This window comes from Enterococcus sp. PF1-24 (assembly GCF_029893325.1).
Lineage (GTDB): Bacteria > Bacillota > Bacilli > Lactobacillales > Enterococcaceae > HY326.
Window position 1 is genome coordinate 98,602 of the sequence record NZ_JARXWL010000005.1, and the last position, 16,353, is coordinate 114,954.

A 16,353-nucleotide genomic window follows, 5' to 3' on the forward strand; every position below is an offset into this window, starting at 1 on the left:
GGGTATAATTAAAAAGAGAATGAATTGAAGGATTGAAAATATGGAAAATATGGAAAAAAAGAATGTTGTTTCGCCTAAATTATTATTTGCAATGTTTATTTTTGTATTGATTATTGTGACGATTGGTTTAGGTTGGTGGTTTGATCGAACTTATTCCGCTAATAAGAAAACAAATCCAGAGCCTGAAACCACCGAAGTTAAGAAGGAAGAAATCAAGTATATTGAAAAAGTTCAAATTAATAAAGTCGAAACTACCGCAGATCCTAATGATAATCAGGAAATCGGTGATGGACTAGCGGACACTTCAGATACTGAAAATTATATTCCTTTATATGCGGCAGCTAACAGTGATAGTACGATCATTGAAGATGTCTTTACAGGTGAGTGGGCAGACTATCTAGGTGAAGAAAGTGATTTTGTTAATGTGCGGACAAAGAATGGTAACTCTGGCTTTATCGCTAAAGAACAAGCGGATGTTACTAAATTAATTGATCGTAAATCTGTTAACTCTATCAAAGATGCAGTCATTGTTTTAGATGCTGGTCACGGAGGAACTGATATTGGCGCGGAAAGTACCAATACAGTTTACTTAGAAAAAGACTTTACTTTAGCGACTGCTGAAGCAGTTCAAAAAGCCCTTGAAGAAGCTGGCGCAACCGTCTATATGACGCGGACAACTGATACCGATATGACTTTAGATGAAAGAACCGAGCTAAGCAAAAAGTATGCACCAGATGCTTTTATTAGCTTACATTATGATAGTTCTGACTATAGTGATACTTTTAATGGTTATACAACTTATTACTATTATCAAAGAGATCAGGCTTTAGCGGAAGCCATTAGTCATGGATTAGGAGTTGTAGAAACGCGCTATGGTGCTGATGGTACGGCATTATCACTACCTAACTTAGGTGTGAAGACGGATAATTTCTCTGTCACTCGTGAAAGTCCTTATCCATCATTGTTGTTAGAGTTAGGCTATATTAACTCTTACGGAGATTTAATTGTAATCTGGGATGATGAGTATTATAAACAAGTGGCGGAAGGGATTACCACGGCATTAACTAAATATTTTTCCGGTGAGAATCCAATTGCAACGATTAACTCAACCGAAGAATCAACGACTTTAGATTCAATTACTGAATAGTAAAAAACAGGACTAGGACAAAAAATGTAATAACTTTTGTCCTAGTCCTGTTGACTTAATTTAAGCTTTTTTTCATGTGAAGATGGGGTATACCCGCGTCTTCAAAAAGTTCACCGTCAACTTGATAATTTTGTTTTTGATAAAATGCTAAGGCTGCAGCTTGCGCACCTAGCTGAATTTCGTGGAAATTGTGTTCTTTTGCGTAGCTTTCAGCAGCTTGTAAAAGTTCAGCACCAAGTTGTTGCTGGCGAAATTCTTTTAAAACAGCCATGCGTTGCACTTTGATATTTTTTTCGCTTAAAGGTAATAAGCGCACGGTAGCAACTGGTTGTTCTTTTAGATATAAAACAAAGTGAATGGCTTGGTTTTCATCTTGGTCCACTTCTCTAGTTACCGGCACACCTTGTTCTTCCACAAAAACGGCTTTGCGAATGGTTAAGGCATCTGCATAAATGGGACTAGTGGTTTCTTTAGTAAATAAAATTTTCATAAGCGGCTCCTATTTTTAGTTCTCTTGATTTTTTTATTGTAGCAAAGTTGTTGGAGAAATAAAGTATTTTAGAGAAAATAATTAAGATTTTTTATAGATTTTAAATAAAATAGTTTTTATAGTAAGAGTTAGTTATACTAATGATTAAGTATTTTTGCTATGATTAAATAAAGGCAACTTGTTGGAGGATAATCTTATGTTTGAACGTTTACGACAATCAAAATTATTTTTTTGGTCGCTGGAACTATTAGTTTTAGCCTGTTTAGTTTTGATTTTATCAAAGCTAACTTTTTTATATGCGCCGATTAGCACCTTTTTTTCAACTTTATTTGCGCCGGTGTTAATTGCGGGGTTTTTGTATTACTTGTTAAATCCATTAGTGGGCTTGCTGGAAAAATTTAAAATTAAGCGAACTTTAGCAGTGGCTTTGGTGCTATTTTTCTTAGTAGCCATTATTATCTGGATGTTGGTCAGCGTGATTCCTAGTTTAGCGAAACAGTTAGCTGCTTTGACATCAGCGATGCCGACTTTCTTTAAACAAGCTGAAGCCTTAGTTTATGAAATTACCGAATTGCCGGCTTTTAAAGAAGTCGATTTAGCTTCTTACTTAGATAAATTAGATATTTCTTATGGGAAAATTATTCAACAATCTTTAAGCGGAATTTCCAATAGTTTAGGTTCAATTGTGGGGACGATTGCGTCAGCGACTGTTGTCGTTGTTACGGCACCTTTCATCTTGTTTTATATGTTGAAAGACGGTCATCGTTTAGTGCCGACGATTCAAAAGTTTTTCCCTGAAAAACGGCGCCAACAAATTACCGACTTATTGGGGCAGTTAAATCAAACCTTAGCCAATTATATTAGTGGTCAAGCAATTGAGTGTTTGTTTGTAGGGACATTTACTTTCTTAGGCTACTTAGTGTTAGGTATCGACTATGCATTTTTATTTGGCGTGATTGCTGGTTTAACTAACTTAATTCCGTATATCGGCCCTTATTTAGGTTTAGCGCCGGCCTTTTTTGTAACGGTTTTTGATTCACCAATTAAAGCTTTATTATGCTGCGTGATTGTTTTGGTGGTGCAACAAATTGACGGCAATATTATTTATCCTAACGTTATCGGCAAATCTTTAGCGATTCATCCTTTAACTATTATTATTGTTTTATTAGTTGCTGGCAATTTAGCTGGTTTGTTAGGAATTTTCTTAGGGGTACCTTTTTATGCGGTTTGTCGGACAATCGTAATTTTCGTGATGCGAATTGTTAAAGAAGACCAAAATAATCGCCTTTTTCAAACAAATAAATCAAGTGAGTTTAAGAAATAGTGATTATTTAGTGCTAATTACTAAATAACTCTTAGCTTTAGGGCAAAAACTAGTTAGATATATTGCCAAAGAGCGCCCTTTATGATACGATTTTATCGTGGCTTAATTAGCCACGATTTTTTTTAATTAAATTGTTTTCCGAATCTTAATTTTTCAGCTAAAATTAATTTTTGAAAAACACAATCGAAGGAGAGAAAGAACTATGAATGCTGACCCTGACAGTCAGTCGTTACTGCTACAAATTTTACTTTTAATTTTTTTAACAGCTGTGAATGCTTTTTTAGCAGCTTCAGAAATTGCGATGGTTTCTTTAAACAAAAACCGCGTGGAGCAAAAAGCTGAAGAAGGCGATAAAAAGGCACAGCGACTACAAAAGTTATTGGAAAATCCTAATAATTTTTTATCAACTATTCAAGTAGGGATTACTTTAGTTAACATTTTATCTGGGGCTTCTTTAGCCGATACTTTGGCGGAACGCTTGGCGCCTTTACTAGGTGGCGGTGCGGCAGCTAAAAACTTGGCGACGATTATTGTTTTAGCCTTGTTAACTTTTGTTTCTATCGTTTTTGGGGAGTTGTATCCGAAACGAATTGCTATGAATAAATCAGAAGAGGTTGCTAATCTGACTGCTGGACCGGTGCAGGCTTTAGGTTTAATTGCTCGGCCGTTTGTCTGGTTGCTTTCAGCTACGACTAATTTATTATCAAGAATCACGCCGATGGATTTTGATGATGAAGATAATAAAATGACCCGTGACGAAATGCGTTACATGTTAGAAGCTGAAGGTGTTTTAGATAATGATGAGTTAGAAATGTTGCAAGGAGTCTTTTCTTTGGATACGAAAGTTGCCCGTGAGGTAATGGTACCGAGAACGGTCGCCTTTATGTTAGATATTTTAGATGATGTTGATGAAAATGTACAAAAAGTTTTAGCGGAAAATTATTCACGGATTCCTTTATATGAGGAAGATAAAGATAAAGTCGTTGGTATTTTACATACCAAAAACCTGTTAAAAGCCGCTCATAAATTTGGCTTTGAACATTTGGATTTACGGAAAATTATGCAAGAACCGTTGTTTGTTCCAGAAACCATTTTTATTGATGATTTACTTTATGAAATGAAAAAGACGCAAAATCAGATGGCGATTTTATTAGATGAATATGGTGGCGTTGTCGGTTTGGCAACGCTGGAAGATTTATTGGAAGAAATCGTTGGTGAAATTGATGATGAATCTGATGAAGCAGAAAAATTATATGAAAAACTTGGCGAGAACGAGTATTTGGTTCAAGGTCGAATGCTGATTGATGAATTTAACGAAGAATTTTCAACTGATTTGCATATGAGTGATGTCGATACCATGGCTGGCTACTTAATCACAGCTTTAGGAGTGATTCCTGGTGCTGATGAAAAGTTATCTTTTGACGTAGATAACTTAACTTTAGTAATTGAAGAAATGGAAAATTCCCGAGTAGAAAAATTACGGGCGATTTTCCATCCAGAAGAACCTGAAGTTGAGCCAGAAGAAGAACGCCGCTTATTTAGAAAAGATTTTGATGTGGATGAACCACGGAGATAGTTATGTCGGAGGCAACCAATGATGTTTGGTTGTCTCTTAATTTATTTTTTTACAAAATTAGTGATAATTTTTTGAAATAGCATGAAATTCCATGGTATACTACACTAGTTGGCGTTAACGCCTTAATACATAAAATAATTAATAAAAACTTTAAGATAGATAAGTAAATGATTGGAGTTAAAAATGGATAATCCTAATTTAAAAAAAGAAGTACAACGTCGTAGAACTTTTGCGATTATTTCTCACCCGGATGCGGGGAAAACGACAATTACCGAGCAACTGTTGCTTTTTGGTGGCGCGATTCGTCAAGCAGGAACGGTTAAAGGGAAAAAAACTGGGAATTTTGCGAAATCTGACTGGATGGAAATTGAAAAACAACGGGGGATTTCGGTAACCAGTTCTGTGATGCAATTTGATTATGACGGCAAACGGGTAAATATTTTAGATACCCCTGGGCACGAAGATTTTTCTGAAGATACTTATCGAACTTTAATGGCGGTAGATAGCGCGGTGATGGTAATTGATAGCGCCAAAGGGATTGAAGCCCAAACGAAAAAACTTTTCCAAGTTGTTAAAAAACGCGGTATTCCGATTTTTACTTTCATCAACAAATTGGACCGTGATGGTCGTGAGCCATTAGATTTATTAGAAGAGCTGGAAGAGCTGTTGCAAATTGAATCTTACCCAATGAATTGGCCAATCGGCATGGGGAAAGGCTTAGAGGGTTTATATGATATTTATAATCAACGAGTAGAATTATATCGTCCAGAAAATTATGATAATCAACGTTTTGTAAGTTTAGATGAAACAGGTGGCATTGCCGCTGACCATCCTTTAACCGAAAATGGCGTTTATCAGCAAGTTTTGGAAGAAGTTGAACTGTTAAAAGAAGCCGGTGATGCTTTTGATGTTGAAAAAATTGCTAAAGGGGAACAAACCCCGGTATTCTTCGGTTCAGCCTTAACTAATTTCGGCGTGCAAACTTTCTTAGAAACATTTTTACAGTTTGCGCCAGAGCCTCACGCTCATAAGACAATTGATGGGGAAGCAGTAAGTCCTTATGAATCAGAATTTTCTGGTTTTGTCTTCAAAATTCAAGCCAATATGAATCCTGCTCACCGGGATCGGATTGCTTTTGTGCGGATTTGCTCAGGAACTTTTGAACGGGGAATGGATGTCAATTTAGAGCGCACGGCTAAAAAAATGAAATTAAGTAATGTTACGCAGTTTATGGCAGATGCACGCGAAAATGTGGAAGAAGCGGTAGCTGGCGATATTATTGGGGTTTATGATACCGGAAATTATCAAATTGGCGATACTTTATATGAAGGTAAATTAAAAGTTGCTTATGAAGAGTTGCCGTCATTTACGCCAGAATTATTTATGCGAGTAACTGCTAAAAATGTCATGAAGCAAAAATCATTCCATAAAGGGATTTATCAGTTAGTGCAAGAAGGGGCTATTCAGCTTTATAAAACTTATTTAAGTGATGAATATATTATTGGAGCAGTTGGGCAATTACAATTTGAAGTTTTCCAATACCGGATGCTGAATGAATACAATGCCGAAGTGGTCATGACGCCGATGGGTAGTAAAATTGCTCGCTGGATTAAACCAGAAGATTTAGATGAAAAAATGAGCTCAAGCAGAAATATCTTAGCGAAAGATCGCTTCGACCAACCATTGTTCTTATTTGAAAATCAATTTGCGATGCGATGGTTTGCCGATAAATATCCTGACGTTGAGTTGAAAAGTTTATTATAAAAAAACGCAAAACCACTATGAGCCAAGTAGCTTGCTCATGGTGGTTTTAAGCAGTTTTAGGGATTGAAATTTCCACTAAGCCTTCCATTTCAATAACTTTAATGCCAGCTTCATCGTAGGAATCTTTTGGCAATTTTTTTAAGAAATATTTTTTGACATAAGAAATTTCGCTAGCTAAAATATTGCGTTTTTTATTGATTAATAGAATTTCGTTATGATTAATCGCTTGTGTGAAGACGACAGTTGTGTTGCCGGCAGAATAAACTTTGACTAATTGAGCATCAGTATTTTCCAGCTGGCTACGAACAAGACGGGCGTGACTATTAGTAACATTAACAAGTTTCATATTATTCACCTCAGCATCTATTTTGATAAGCAATTTTTCTGCAAAGTTAAATCGCTTATTTAAAAATTATTAATTGATTAAAGAATTTTTCTCACTATACCAATTATAAATTTTTTTAGAAAAAATAGAAAGTAATTTATCATTAAAATTCAGATTTTTCAAAAAAAGCAGTTTTTCATATAAAAAGAAATAGCTGCATGAATATTATTTATCAAAATTCATGCAGCTAAGACCGTAGTTATTCGACAGTTTTTTCTTTAGTGGCTTCTTTAACTAAGCGTTCAGGTTTTGAGGTAACGATAATTTTGCCTTCTTTATCCAATTTGGCTTTTAACTCGTGAATTTCAGGATGTTCAAGATAGAATTCAGCAATGCCATCTTCAATATGATCTTGAATCGTTCGACGGAGTGGGCGAGCACCCATGGAAGGATTGTAGCCTAATTCTACTAATTTTTCACGAACGTTTTCCGGAACTTCAATATGCAGTTTTTGTGGCACTAACAATTGATTGACTTCATCTAACATTAAAGCCACGATATTGTTTAAGTGTTCCTTAGATAAAGTTTGAAACTCAATAATCCCGTCAAAACGGTTTAAAAATTCAGGGGTAAAGTAGTTATTTAGTTGATTTAAAACGGAACGAGTGACGCCATCTCTAGCTGCACCAAAACCAACACTAGCTTCTACTGTACCAGTTCCCGCGTTACTAGTCATGATGATAATCGTATCTTTAAAGCTAACGGTACGCCCTTGTGCGTCTGTTAAACGGCCATCATCTAAGATTTGTAAAAACATATGCAAAACATCTGGATGAGCTTTTTCCACTTCATCCAACAGAATTAAGCTGTAAGGATTGCGGCGGACTTTTTCAGTTAACTGACCAGCTTCATCATAACCAACGTAACCTGGAGGAGAACCGATTAATTTAGAAACACTATGTTTTTCCATGTATTCACTCATATCAAAACGAATCATGGATTCTTCAGAACCAAACATTTCTTTGGCTAATTGTTTCGCTAATTCTGTTTTACCAACACCTGTTGGACCAACGAAAAGGAAGGAACCAATCGGCCGATTTTGTTTGCCTAAACCAACCCGATTACGACGAATCGCTTTGGAAACTTTATCAATCGCTTCTTCCTGACCGATGACATGGGCTTTCAAGTCAGTGGCCAAATTGATTAACTGTGTTTGTTCTTTTTCTTTTAAATCACCAACTGGAATGCCAGTCCGTTGTTCAACAATTTCTTCCATATCTTTTTCTGTGATGATTGGTGTTTCTTCATCGCTAATTTGTTTTTCTTTCATAGCTTGTAGTTTATTGATTTGATCGCGATAATAAGCTGCTTTTTCAAAATCTTCTTCTTGGGAAGCTTGTTGTTTTTGCGCTTGAGCATCGCTCAATTTTTTTTCAATAACTTTTGGATCGACAATTTGAATCGTTAAATTTTTCTTAGAACCAGTTTCATCTAATAAATCAATGGCTTTATCTGGCAAGAAACGATCTTGAATATAACGATTAGATAGAGTAGCGGCGGCGGTAATGGCTTCATCGGTGTATTTAACGTGATGATAGTCTTCATAGCGCTGTTGCAAACCTTTTAAAATCGTAATGGTTTCTGCGACACTTGGTTCATCTACCCGCACTGGTTGCATTCTGCGTTCTAAAGCGGCATCTTTTTCGATAATGCGGTATTCGTTTAAAGTTGTGGCACCAACCATTTGTAATTCACCACGAGCTAGCGCTGGTTTTAAAATATTACCAGCATCCATATTGCCATCGCCAGCGGCACCAGCGCCAACAATTTCGTGAACTTCATCAATGAATAAAATTACGTTTTCAGATTGTTTGATTTCTTCAACTAATTTTTGCATCCGTTCTTCAAACTGACCGCGAATCCCTGTTCCTTGAACTAAGGAAACTACATCTAAACGAATGACTTCTTTATCTAACAATTTTTGGGGCACATCGCCATCAATAATTTTTTGCGCTAAACCTTCAACTACCGCTGTTTTACCGACACCAGGTTCGCCGATTAAAACTGGATTGTTTTTCGTGCGGCGATTTAAAATTTCAATCACCCGTTTAATTTCTTGGTCACGACCGACAACTGGGTCGACGTTACCTTGGCGGGCTTGCTCAGTAATGTTAATGCCGTATTCTCCTAACAAACCATTGGGGGCTTGTGGATTACGGGGAGGTTGACCACCATTAAAGTTATTGCCACCACCGATTTGAGTGGGTGGTGTTTGCTCGTAAGGTCTATTTCCTTGTTGCATTTGACGAGACATTGAACGAAATAAATCTTCTAAGCTATTAAAACCAAAAGGGTCTTGTTGTGCCATATTTGGCTGATTATCTAAAGTTTGATTTTTAATTTTTTGATAGCAATTCTGACAATAATCTAGTTGCTTGCGAGAACCATTGACTGTTGCATATAAATGAATGGTAGCTTCATTTTGACCACAATTTTGACAAAGCATAAATGCTGCACATCCTTTCAAAATAAGTTGATACGACTATTTTACTCCTCGATAGCTGAAAGGTAAAAAGATAAGGCTTTTTTTAGTCAAATAAATCATTGACCAATTTTGACCTTTGAGATAATTATAGCAATTTTTTATCCTTATGCAAGTATTTTGTTTTGACGAAATAAAGGGGTATAATGAAGTTAATCTTTGTAAAAATGTTGGAGGGATTCTGATTGGAAGAAAATCGCTATGAAAAAGAAATTGCCGCGCTGCGTAACGGTGAAAGTTCAGAATTAGTTGTTGAACGTGCTGATTTTATGCTGTTTAGAGAAGTTTGGATGACCCAAGCAGACAAGAAGAATTTTGTCGGCGAAGCGCAATTTAATGGACGAATTGTCTATCGCTATCAAGAAAGTTCGTAAAACAAATAGATTTTTGCGACAAAACAATCAAAAATGGTTGTAACAATGACAAAAAAATGTTAATCTTAAAAAATGAAGGGGAGTTTCTGAAGACGCTTTAAAGGCATCAAAAAGAAAACCCTAACATTAAATTTTTTTTACACAAAGGAGACCGATTTATTATGGAAAAGAAAGACTTTCATGTAGTAGCAGAAACTGGGATTCATGCACGCCCTGCAACATTATTAGTGCAAACTGCAAGTAAATTCAACTCAGATATCAACCTTGAATACAAAGGCAAATCTGTAAACCTTAAATCTATCATGGGCGTTATGTCTCTTGGTGTTGGCCAAGGCGCTGACGTAACAATCTCTGCAGAAGGTGCTGACGAAGCAGACGCAATTGCTGCGATCGTTGAAACTATGAAAAAGGAAGGTTTATCTGAATAATGGTTGAAATGCTAAAAGGGATTGCCGCAAGTGATGGAGTTGCCGTTGCCAAAGCTTACCTGCTAGTTCAACCGGATTTATCTTTCAGTAAAACCAATGTGGAAGATGTTGCTGCTGAAGAAGCACGTTTACAAGTAGCGCTAACTACTTCAACTGAAGAACTGCAAGCAATTCGGGAAAAGGCAGCACAAAGTCTTGGTGAAGAAGAAGCACAAGTATTTGATGCACATTTAATGGTATTGTCTGACCCAGAAATGATTGGTCAGATTAATCAAAATATTAGCGATAATAAAGTAAATGCTGAAGCTGCTTTAAAAGAAGTTACTGATATGTATATCGGTATGTTTGAAGCAATGGATGACAATGCTTATATGCAAGAAAGAGCTGCGGATATCCGCGACGTTGCGAAACGTATTTTAGCTCATTTGCTAGGAGTAACTTTACCGAATCCTTCAATGATTAACGAAGAAGTTGTCGTAGTGGCACATGACTTGACACCAAGTGATACTGCTCAATTAGACCGTAACTTCGTTAAAGCTTTCGTTACAGATGTTGGTGGACGTACTTCTCACTCAGCAATTATGGCACGTTCTTTAGAAATTCCAGCAATTGTTGGTACTAAAGAAATTACTGCTAAAGTTAAAGCTGGCGATATTTTAGCTGTTAATGGGATTGAAGGGGATGTAATTGTTAATCCTACTGATGACCAAGCAGCTGAATTCAAAAAAGCTGGTGATGCTTATGCAGCTCAAAAAGCTGAATGGGAAAAATTAAAAAATGCTGAAACTGTAACTGCTGATGGCAAACACTTTGAATTAGCAGCTAACATTGGTACACCAAAAGATTTAGAAGGTGTGCATAACAATGGTGGGGAAGGTATTGGTTTATATCGGACTGAATTCTTATACATGGATTCACCTGATTTCCCAACCGAAGAAGATCAATTCGTAGCTTATAAAGCTGTTTTAGAAGGTATGGCTGGTAAACCTGTTGTTGTTCGGACAATGGATATCGGTGGCGATAAAGAGCTACCTTACTTGAAATTACCTCATGAAATGAACCCATTCTTAGGCTACCGCGCATTGCGTATTAGCTTATCAGAACAAGGTGACGATATGTTCCGTACACAAATGCGGGCGTTGTTACGTGCTTCTGTTTATGGTAACTTACGAATTATGTTCCCGATGGTTGCAACAATCAAAGAGTTTAGAGCAGCTAAACAAATCTTTGAAGAAGAAAAAGCTAAATTAGTTAGCGAAGGCGTTGAAGTTTCTAACGAAATTCAAGTAGGTATCATGATTGAAATTCCTGCTGCTGCTGTCATTGCTGATAAATTTGCTAAAGAAGTAGATTTCTTCTCAGTTGGAACAAATGACTTAATTCAATACACAATGGCTGCTGACCGTATGAACGAACGCGTTTCTTACTTATATCAACCTTATAACCCATCTATTCTACGTTTGCTTAAGAACGTAATTGATGCAGCGCATGCTGAAGGTAAATGGGCTGGTATGTGTGGCGAAATGGCTGGCGATCAAACTGCAGTACCATTATTAATGGGTCTTGGTTTAGATGAGTTCTCTATGAGCGCAACTTCTATTCTTAAAACTCGTAGTTTAATGAAACGTTTGGACACTACTAAAATGACTGAACTTGCAAATCGCGCAATTGATGAATGCGATACAATGGAAGAAGTTGTAGCATTGGTGGAAGAATATACTAATTAATTAAACAACTACTTAAGGACACCTATTTAGGTGTCCTTTTTTGTGGTGTGGTAAATCGCTTGTTACTTTATAAAAAAGTTTCATTTTGAAAAAAGCGTAGTCATTCTTTGATAGCTAACCATTAGTTGGATAAAAAAATGAGAAAAAATTTAAATATTTTTTTACACTTGTTATTTTCTGGTAGTATCTGATAAAAGCTTGATTTATTAGGTGTTTGATTAACTTCTTTAAAATATTAAGGAGATTGGAATGATTTCTTTGCAAAAATTAAGACTTTAGTTTGAGTGCATTTTTTTAAAGCTGTGCTATAATGTTATTGTATGAAACTTGGAGGTGATCCAACTTTGAAGGTATTGCTGTACTTTGAAGGTGAGAAGATCCTAGCGAAATCTGGAATTGGCCGTGCCTTGGCACATCAAAAAAGAGCTCTTTCAGAAGTTGGGATTGAATATACATTAGATGCAAATAGTACTGACTATGATATTTTGCATATTAACACTTATGGAATTAATAGCCATAATATGGTAGCTAAAGCACGAAAAATGGGGAAAAAGGTGATTTACCACGCCCATTCAACAGAAGAAGATTTCAGAAATTCCTTTATTGGTTCTAACCAGATTTCACCACTTGTAAAAAAATATTTGGTTAGTTTATATTCTAAGGCGGATTATTTGATTACGCCAACGCCTTATTCTAAAATGTTGTTAGAAAGTTACGGCATTCAATTGCCGATTAGTGCTATTTCAAACGGGATTGATATTGAACGCTATCAACCAAACCCTGAAAAAGAACAACTTTTTAGAGAGTATTTCCAATTAGCACCTGATCAAAAAGTAATTATTTGTGTCGGCTTATTCTTTGAACGCAAAGGTATTATTGACTTTGTTGAAATTGCTCGTCAAATGCCAGAATATACATTTATTTGGTTTGGGGATGTACCTATGTATAGTATCCCTAAAAATATTCGTAATATCGTTAAAGAAGATCATCCTGAAAACGTGATTTTCCCTGGTTATATTAAAGGGGATATTATTGAAGGCGCGTATTCCAACGCTGACTTATTTTTCTTTCCTTCTTATGAAGAAACAGAAGGAATTGTTGTGTTGGAAGCATTAGCTAGTAAACAAAATGTTTTGGTACGAGATATTCCGGTTTATCAAGGCTGGTTAGCGGCTGATGAAAACTGCTATATGGGTAGTAATAACCAAGAATTTGCTACTAAAATCCGACAAATTGTTCAAAAAGAATTGCCGGATTTAACAGCAGCTGGTTATCAAACGGCCCAATCAAGAAGTATTAGTGAAATTGGTAGTGAGTTAGCGAGTGTTTATTCAGAAGTGTTAGGAACACCTGATTCTTCTGAGAAAATGATTCACGAAAAGATTTAAAAGTTGGGAGTAATAATTGTGAAGATTGGTTTTTTTACGGACACTTACTTTCCACAAGTAAGTGGGGTAGCTACATCAATTCAGACTTTAAAAAATGAATTGGAAAATCGTGGACATGAAGTCTATATTTTTACAACAACTGATCCGCAAGCCCCTGAAGTTGAAAAAGACATTATTCGGATGCCCAGCGTACCGTTTGTTTCTTTTACTGACCGGCGCATTGTGGTTCGGGGAATGTGGTATGCCTATTTAATTGCGAAAGAGCTGGAACTAGATTTAATTCATACCCATACCGAATTTGGTACCGGGATTTTAGGTAAAATGGTAGGGAAGAAATTACGGATTCCCGTCATTCATACTTATCATACGATGTATGAAGATTATTTACACTATATTGCAAAAGGTAAAGTTGTAAAACCTAGTCATGTAAAATATTTTTCTCGTTTGTTTGTTAACCATTCAACTGGGGTTGTTTGTCCTAGTAAACGAGTGACGGATACCTTGGAGCGTTATGGAACAACGACGCCGATGCGGATTATTCCCACCGGGATTGATATTCAAAAATTTTTGCGGCCTGATATTACGCCGGATATGACTCAAAAATTACGGGAAGATTTAGGTATTGCAGAAGATCAGTTAATGCTATTATCCTTAAGCCGCCTTTCTTATGAAAAAAATATTCAAGCTTTGATTAAAGGTTTCCCTAAAATTTTGGCCGCTTTTCCACAAGCTCGTTTAGTAGTTGTCGGGAAAGGTCCTTACTTAGAAGAATTAGAAAAGCTGATTGCCGACCTTAATATAGAAGAGTTTGTGCAATTTGTCGGAGAAGTTGATAATGCAGAAGTGGCATATTACTATAAGGCTGCGGATTATTTTATCAGCGCTTCTCATTCTGAAACACAAGGCTTAACTTATATAGAAGCTATGTCAGCTGGTTTACAATCAGTTGTTATGGGAAATGCTTATTTGGAGCAGTTGATTAATCATCCGACATTAGGCTGTACTTATGAAACGGAAGAAGATTTTGCCGATTGTATGATTGATTATATGCAAAATAATCAAGGTATGGATCCAATTATTTTAAAAGAAAAACTTTATGAAATTTCAGCAACTTGTTTTGGCGATTCGATGTTAGCTTTTTATCAAGATATGATTGAATATCATCAACAGAAATTATTAGTCAAAGAAATGACGCCACCGATCGACAAAATAAAAGTGAGATTTACTTCGAAGTTTCAAGAAAAATAACTTTTTAGACAGCTAATTCTCGTGTAGACTAGAGTTAGCTGTTTTTGATTAAAATCTAACTTGAAAGAAGATGAAAGATATGGAAATTGGTTTTATTGGCACTGGCGTTATGGGCAGCGGCATGATTACTAATTTATTAAAGGCTGGTTATCAAGTAAATATTTATAACCGAACAAAAAGTAAAGCCCAATCTTTAATCGCAGACGGAGCGATTTGGCAAGCTAGTCCGCAAGCGGTGGCAGAAGCCAGTCAGATTATTTTTACGATTGTCGGCTACCCAAGTGATGTGGAAATGACTTATTTTGGTGAGCAAGGAATTTTCGCAGCAACAATGACTGATAAAATTGTTGTTGATATGACTACCAGTACGCCAACTTTAGCTAAAAAAATTGCTGATGCAGCTGTCAAACAGGGCGCGCAAGCTTTGGATGCGCCAGTTTCGGGTGGCGATATTGGCGCGAAAAATGCTACTTTAACGATTATGGTCGGTGGCGATGCAGCAACTTTCCAACAAGTTTTGCCAATTTTTGAAAAAATCGGTAAAAAAATTGTTTTACAAGGAGCCGCTGGTAGTGGTCAACATACGAAAATGGCCAACCAAATTATGGTAGCAGGGACAATGTTAGGTTTATCAGAAATGCTAGTCTATGCGAAAGCCGCTAATTTAGATTTAGAAGCTACTTTACAAGTTGTTGGTGGAGGTGCAGCTGCCAATTGGTCTTTAGATAATTATGGTCCCCGGATTTTGCGGGAAGATTATTCACCAGGTTTTTTTATTAAGCATTTTATTAAAGATTTGAAAATTGCATTAACTGAAGCAAAAGCTTTAAATTTAAACTTACCTATGACGGAATTAGCTGAAAAATTATATGCTGAATTAGCAGCAGAAGGCTATGAAAATAGCGGAACACAAGCTTTAATTCAACGTTGGTGGCAGGCAGAATAAATGCTTGTGAAACAAGTTGCAAATAAAATATGAAACTTCGCTAAAAACTAGTGCATGATTAAGCGGTATTTGATACAATATAACAGAACTAGAAAGAGGGAGGTACCCATATGAAACATTCACAACTAGTTGCCATTATCAAAAGACTTGAAGCAATGACTGAGGCAACCGATAATGAAGTACAAGTTCGCCGTTTTGAAAAAGAAGGCGTAGAAAAATGTACAGTGAGCTATGATGGTTCAACTGAAACTTTTGACCTACTTGAAACTGATTCGCAACAACAGTACCAATTTGACAATATTGATATTGTTGCGATGGAAATTTATGATTTAATTCAATAATTTGCATGTAGAGAAAAGGCCAGCATTTGCTGGTCTTTTTTTTAATCTACATATTTATAGTTATAAATCTTAAAAAAAGTTAAAGTTTAATGGGCTGAATGGTTATTTTAAAGGTAGGGAAAATTTTTAGCAAAAGCATGAATGTTGATATAACGGGATTTGTAATTAGCTAAAAGAAATTTTTGAATAAATTTCACAAAAAGATTGTTGCAATTTTTTTTTTTTTAAGATATAGTTTGAATATCAAAAGATTTGATAATCAAACTAAATGGATGGTGTAGTAATGGCAACTGATTTTAAAAGCGTCAATGATTATCTGGTGAGTGTTTTCAATGATATTTTGACAATTGAGGAATCTGAGTTAAAGAAATCTCAGTTTAACGATTTGTCAATTACTGAAATGCATACAATTGAAGCAATTGGCATGTATTATCGTAAAACAACTTCTGAAGTTGCTAAAGAACTATCAATTACTGTTGGAACACTTACGATAGCCATTAATCGTTTAGTCAAAAAAGGTTATGTAGAAAGAATAAGAAGTGAAGATGACCGCCGGGTAGTTAAACTTAGTTTGACTAAAAAAGGCAAATTGCTTTATCGGGTGCATCAACATTTTCACCGGGAAATGGTAAAAAATATTTTAGTTAATATGGAAGCTGATGAAGAAAAAGCTTTGCTAAAAGCTTTAGAGAATCTTCATGATTTCCTGCAATCTTATAAGTGAGTGTGAGCA

General features: G+C 36.0%; 15 protein-coding genes. 12 read left to right on the forward strand and 3 right to left on the reverse strand.

Going from position 1 to position 16,353, the window contains the following annotated elements; translation table 11 throughout:
• Positions 1–40 precede the first annotated feature (40 nt).
• Positions 41–1,147 (forward strand): N-acetylmuramoyl-L-alanine amidase, encoded by a 1,107-nt coding sequence (locus tag M2139_RS03695; protein ID WP_280737317.1) that lies wholly within the window; start codon positions 41–43, stop codon positions 1,145–1,147.
• Positions 1,148–1,202: 55 nt separating this feature from the next.
• Here the strand turns inward: M2139_RS03695 and M2139_RS03700 are convergent, their stop codons facing one another.
• On the reverse strand, positions 1,203–1,637 hold the full coding sequence (locus tag M2139_RS03700) for a GNAT family N-acetyltransferase (protein ID WP_280737318.1): 435 nt from the start codon (positions 1,635–1,637) through the stop codon (positions 1,203–1,205).
• A 196-nt stretch (positions 1,638–1,833) separates the two neighbouring features.
• On the opposite strand from M2139_RS03700, the gene M2139_RS03705 reads away from it, so the two are divergent.
• The 3 genes from M2139_RS03705 to M2139_RS03715 all read left to right on the forward strand — a co-directional run bounded on the left by M2139_RS03705 (position 1,834) and on the right by M2139_RS03715 (position 6,301).
• Positions 1,834–2,961: an AI-2E family transporter gene (locus tag M2139_RS03705; RefSeq protein WP_280737319.1), complete on the forward strand. Its 1,128-nt coding sequence runs from the start codon at positions 1,834–1,836 to the stop codon at positions 2,959–2,961.
• 202 nt (positions 2,962–3,163) lie between these two features.
• Positions 3,164–4,537: a hemolysin family protein gene (locus tag M2139_RS03710; protein WP_280737320.1), complete on the forward strand. Its 1,374-nt coding sequence runs from the start codon at positions 3,164–3,166 to the stop codon at positions 4,535–4,537.
• A gap of 183 nt (positions 4,538–4,720) precedes the next feature.
• Positions 4,721–6,301: a peptide chain release factor 3 gene (locus M2139_RS03715; RefSeq protein WP_280737321.1), complete on the forward strand. Its 1,581-nt coding sequence runs from the start codon at positions 4,721–4,723 to the stop codon at positions 6,299–6,301.
• A gap of 46 nt (positions 6,302–6,347) precedes the next feature.
• Here M2139_RS03715 and M2139_RS03720 read toward each other — a convergent pair whose 3' ends face one another.
• Both M2139_RS03720 and M2139_RS03725 read right to left on the reverse strand, forming a co-directional pair.
• Entirely contained in the window at positions 6,348–6,647 is a 300-nt protein-coding gene (locus M2139_RS03720) for a DUF1827 family protein (protein ID WP_280737322.1), read from the reverse strand.
• A 238-nt stretch (positions 6,648–6,885) separates the two neighbouring features.
• Positions 6,886–9,132: an ATP-dependent Clp protease ATP-binding subunit gene (locus M2139_RS03725; RefSeq protein ID WP_280737323.1), complete on the reverse strand. Its 2,247-nt coding sequence runs from the start codon at positions 9,130–9,132 to the stop codon at positions 6,886–6,888.
• Positions 9,133–9,353: 221 nt separating this feature from the next.
• On the opposite strand from M2139_RS03725, the gene M2139_RS03730 reads away from it, so the two are divergent.
• From M2139_RS03730 to M2139_RS03765, 8 genes are all read left to right on the forward strand, one after another.
• Complete coding sequence (locus M2139_RS03730; RefSeq protein ID WP_280737324.1) at positions 9,354–9,542, forward strand: hypothetical protein; 189 nt, start codon at positions 9,354–9,356, stop codon at positions 9,540–9,542.
• 161 nt (positions 9,543–9,703) lie between these two features.
• Positions 9,704–9,970: a phosphocarrier protein HPr gene (locus tag M2139_RS03735; RefSeq protein ID WP_280737325.1), complete on the forward strand. Its 267-nt coding sequence runs from the start codon at positions 9,704–9,706 to the stop codon at positions 9,968–9,970.
• The gene (gene ptsP, locus M2139_RS03740; RefSeq protein ID WP_280737326.1) at positions 9,970–11,697 is read left to right on the forward strand and encodes a phosphoenolpyruvate--protein phosphotransferase; all 1,728 of its coding nucleotides are present in this window, start codon (positions 9,970–9,972) and stop codon (positions 11,695–11,697) included. The genes M2139_RS03735 and ptsP overlap by 1 nt, the downstream gene beginning before the upstream one ends.
• Before the next feature lie 344 nt (positions 11,698–12,041).
• Positions 12,042–13,085: a glycosyltransferase family 4 protein gene (locus tag M2139_RS03745; protein WP_280737327.1), complete on the forward strand. Its 1,044-nt coding sequence runs from the start codon at positions 12,042–12,044 to the stop codon at positions 13,083–13,085.
• 18 nt (positions 13,086–13,103) lie between these two features.
• Positions 13,104–14,333: a glycosyltransferase family 4 protein gene (locus M2139_RS03750; RefSeq protein ID WP_280737328.1), complete on the forward strand. Its 1,230-nt coding sequence runs from the start codon at positions 13,104–13,106 to the stop codon at positions 14,331–14,333.
• A gap of 79 nt (positions 14,334–14,412) precedes the next feature.
• Positions 14,413–15,279, forward strand: coding sequence for an NAD(P)-dependent oxidoreductase (locus M2139_RS03755; protein ID WP_280737329.1), 867 nt, complete (start codon positions 14,413–14,415; stop codon positions 15,277–15,279).
• A 110-nt stretch (positions 15,280–15,389) separates the two neighbouring features.
• Positions 15,390–15,620: a YkuJ family protein gene (locus M2139_RS03760; RefSeq protein WP_280737330.1), complete on the forward strand. Its 231-nt coding sequence runs from the start codon at positions 15,390–15,392 to the stop codon at positions 15,618–15,620.
• Positions 15,621–15,903: 283 nt separating this feature from the next.
• Positions 15,904–16,344, forward strand: a complete 441-nt coding sequence (locus M2139_RS03765) for a MarR family transcriptional regulator (protein ID WP_280737331.1) — start codon at positions 15,904–15,906, stop codon at positions 16,342–16,344.
• The last annotated feature ends 9 nt before the right edge of the window (positions 16,345–16,353 follow it).